We start from the raw sequence: 4,109 nt of genomic DNA, 5'->3' as shown, positions 1-4,109 counted from the left end.
GGCCCAGTCGGCCCGAAGCTGCGATTTTGGCCAGGTTGAAGAACGAACACTGAACGCTTGATTGATTCTACCAGGACCGTTGCTGACCACCGACCTCGTAGATATCGGCTTCCATGGAGCAATTGTAGCTCTCTGCGATGTTGAACATCTCGGAGAGGAGGCTTTGGATTTCCTCATCAAGGGAAATGCCATCCGGATCGGGGTCATAGGCGACGGTCAGTTTGTAATCACAATTGCCGTTTTTTACCATGGCGTAGTCGCGTTCCAGCATCGCCTCAATCCGCTCCCGAGCGGGTTTTCTACCTCTTCCACGCTTGTTGAAGTTCTCGATAATCAGATGCAGGGCGATGCTGGCAGTGGGCGGCTTTTCCGGCAGTTTGGTCTGTGACGGAATAATGTCGAGCGCCCGATAGACGGTCATTCGTGAGACCTTCAGGTCGCGGGCAACGCGGGCCTTGCTGGCGCCGGCGGCAAGGCGACGGCGGATTTCATCGTCATCGACGTTCTTCTTCCGGCCTTTGTAAACGCCTTCGGCGCGCGCCGCTTCGATCCCGGCGCGCTGACGATCCTTGATGAACTTCAGCTCCATATCGGCGACCATGCCGAGTATGGTGATGACCATTCGCCCCATGTCGCCCGCCGTCGTCACCTCTGGCTCAAGGATGCGCAGCGAAGCTCCCTTTTCATCAAGCTCATGCACCAGGTTCAGGACATCGCGCGTGGAGCGGCCGAGCCGGTCGAGCCGCAGCACGACCAGCTCGTCGCCGGTGTGCATAAACTGCATGATCGTTTCCAGTTCCGTGCGCCCGCTCCGCGAGGCCCCCGATCCGGTCTCGGAACGGATAATTTCGCAACCTGCATTCTTGAGGCGGCCAATCTGGATATCCAGATCCTGGTCCGTGGTGCTGACGCGGGCATATCCGATACGAGCCAAGTGCAAAATCCGTCACATTAGGGTGGCTCTTGCAGTGTATCGTCACATTGAGCGCAAACCCACCCTTTTGTGACAGACGAATGGTGTCACTCGGCCCTATCACTCTGGGGTGTACCCAAATGTTATAGGCCGATCAGCCGCCTCACGCTGCAAGCCGTCCAAAATCAATCCGGTCGTTCAGGTCGAGGTCGAAGCGGCCATAAGGGTTCACATGACTGTAGATCAACGGCGTGAGACCACGATAATCTTCCGGCGTCATCCGCCCCGCCCACTTCGGCTCAACCAGTACGGTCTGAAGCATGCGGGTGTTCACATACACCAGCGACGCTTGCAGGAGGTGTAGCGCCAGAACGGAGATTTCCTGCTCATGGATGCGGTTGGTGGCGATCTCGCCGCCCTTGCCGAAGAACACGAAACCATTAGCGCCGTTCCAGTTCTCAACCACATTCAGCCCTTCGTGGATCTCGCGGCGGAATGCCTCCTGACGCAAATACCGGCATAGGAAGATTGTTTTGACCGCGCGGCCGAGTTCACTCAGCGCCTTGTAGGTCGGGTGCATCACTTCGGCTCTGGCAAACCGGAGCAGGATCGCTTCCGGATCGGCGGTGCGCGATTGCATGGCAGCGGCATATTTGACCATTTCGTCATATTGTTGCTCGATCTCGTCCCAGTCGATCGGGCTGGAGAGGATCGGCAGTAAATTGGAAAGCCGCGTGCGCATGCCGGCTTGGGGAAGGGCCAGTTTCTGGCGTGCCACTGCTTTCAGCCGCGGGGCAAGCTCAAATCCAAGGAATCGGCAGAACGCAAAGCCGACTGCGCTCTGGCCGTGGCTATCGACGTACTGGCGCTGGATTTCCATGTCGGTGCAATGGCGTAGCACGCCTTCGATCATGGAGGCGACCTCCGAGGAAGAGCACCGCTTGAGCTGGGAATAAACGCAGGTCGCGCGCTTCTCCACATGCCAGTAGATCATGACGCCACGGCCGCCATAGCGGGCGTGCCATTCCGTCATCAGGTTGCGGTCCCACGCGCCGAACTTCGTTGAATCGGACGCGCATGCCGTGCCCGCATCTCCCCATACTGCGGCATTGCGGATTGCCAGTGTCGCGTTTGCTACCCGCGCGCACGCCTCCCTCAGCGCTGGCGCGTGGATGAAACGGCGATGGACATGCAGCAATTCCTCGTAACTGACATCGGGTGTTGCGCCAGCGACCCGCTTGAGCCCGGCGTTCGTGCCCAAGCCATAGAGACACAGCAAAAGACGCTGAGCCAAGGCTGCTTTCGACAGGGTAACCCGCGAGGCCGACGTTTCGAAAGCATCCATCAATCCCGTGTCCAGAGCAGCCTCTTTCAACACGTCCAGCAGTCCGGTCATCGGCCAGCGCTGACCGATCTCGCTTTTGATCGAAGCGAGACCCTTCGGTTCGGGCAAGGGCTTGAACGGTGTAATCGATATCCGGTTGTCGCCGCGCCACAGGAGCCGGACCTTGTCGTTTTGTGGAATATTGGCATTGAGGAGCAACAGTTCCCGTTCAAGCTCCTCCCGGATCGAGGCGCAAAACGCCTGCGCATCTGGCGTCAGGCTGAGGCCGGAATAGTACGCCTCTCGCCTGATCTCGAAGTCCTTGGGAAGATCGTCATCGGGATTGCGATAGCGATCCGCCCCGACCACCCAGATTTCTTTGGAGCGGATGCGGTCGCGCAGTTGCGTCAGGACGCAAAGCTCATAGCTGATCCGGTTTACCCGCCCATCGTCATCAATGACGGAACTGCGCCATCGCGCTGGAATCACCTCATCGATCGGAACATCCTGCAATGGCACGAAGCGGCATCCGCCATCCACCTTGCTCCTGATCCAGTCGAGGGCCGCCAGGACCGGCCGCCACACCGCGTTGTTCGACCGGAACTCAAGTACGGAAAGCAGGCTTGGCAGCATGCGCCGGTAATGATTGGCCCAGGAACCACGCATCACCTTGTAGATGCGCCGGTCCAGAGCGCCCTTCGCATGGCTCTCCTTGACGATCGCCGCCAGCTTGGCCTTACCGGCGATCGGGAAAATGACATCGCAGATGTGCCCCGATGGTTCATTGATCGAGGCGCTGGCGATCTCGACCAGCAGGCGCTCCTTTCCATAGACCCGCTCGATGTCTTTCGCGATATCGCCCACCACCTTGCGTTTCGAGCGCGTTCCGATCTTGTGAACGGTTTCGATCAGCAGGTCGATCATCGCGTCAGTGAGTTGCGCCTCCCGCGACATTAGATAAATCGCATAAAGGCCGAGCTGTCGCGCCGGCGCATGCCGGCGCATCTCCGAGGCCTTTTCACCGGCAACGCGGCGAACAATCTGATCGACCCATGGCTTGCCCGTAGCCGTCAGGAGATCATGGGGAAGATCAAGTCTCTGGATAAAGGCGAGTTTCTCGGTCACGTCGAGAATGTTGTCGAGCGTTGCCTGTCCGGCGTCACCCTTCATCCTGTTGAATCCGGTCGAGCTGTCCGGATCGGCAAGCGAGGCTTCCAATAACGCCACCGCATCTGACGAAAGCCGATCACTGGCTCCGATCAGCCAGGTGTCCAGATAATCTTGCCGTTGTGAGCGAACGACACGTTCAAGCTCCTTGCGCGACGGCCCATAAATACGCCGGTCCCGGCACCACAGGAAAACATGCTCAAGCATGGCATTGATCGACTGGCCGCCCGGGCACAGCTCGCCAGCAATCCATTCCGTCAATTGCGCGCGATCCACCCGCTTCATGCGGTGATATCCAAGATGGATCAGGATCTCCGCACAATGCCGTCGTGCTGTCCGACTGGAAAAGTCATAACCGGCTATCTCGCCAGCCTCGACACCGAGTTGCTCGGCCAGATACGAGAGGCCATCGGTAGGGATTGAGCCGGGATCGATCGCGAAAAACCCCAGGGAAGCGAAGAATTTCAGCTGCGCGGCGAGGCCAAGGCGCGTCAGGGCCGGCTTCGAATTTACAAAATCAATATCGGCAAAGCTCAGGCTCCATCGTCCGATCAAATCCCCGCCCGGAATACTCCGATCCATCAACCCACTCCCTATGATGGAGCGAACTGTCCTCTTCTATGATTTCCATCGTCAATACCGAATGCCACGTTCCCAAAACGTTCTCCGACTTGGCCAAAATCGCAGCTTGGGGCCGACTGGGCC

2 protein-coding genes are annotated in these 4,109 nt (G+C 58.6%); both read right to left on the bottom strand.

The features are described from left to right. Positions 1–67 precede the first annotated feature (67 nt). On the bottom strand, positions 68–934 hold the full coding sequence (locus SPHV1_RS21235; protein ID WP_006953933.1) for a recombinase family protein: 867 nt from the start codon (positions 932–934) through the stop codon (positions 68–70). Positions 935–1,076: 142 nt separating this feature from the next. Continuing rightward, positions 1,077–3,986, bottom strand: a complete 2,910-nt coding sequence (locus SPHV1_RS21230) for a Tn3 family transposase (RefSeq protein ID WP_054947996.1) — start codon at positions 3,984–3,986, stop codon at positions 1,077–1,079. Positions 3,987–4,109 lie beyond the last annotated feature (123 nt).

This window comes from Novosphingobium sp. KN65.2, assembly GCF_001368935.1.
GTDB lineage: Bacteria > Pseudomonadota > Alphaproteobacteria > Sphingomonadales > Sphingomonadaceae > Novosphingobium > Novosphingobium mathurense.
Note: the sequence above shows the minus strand (reverse complement) of the source record. Positions and strands in the feature narration are given on the sequence as shown.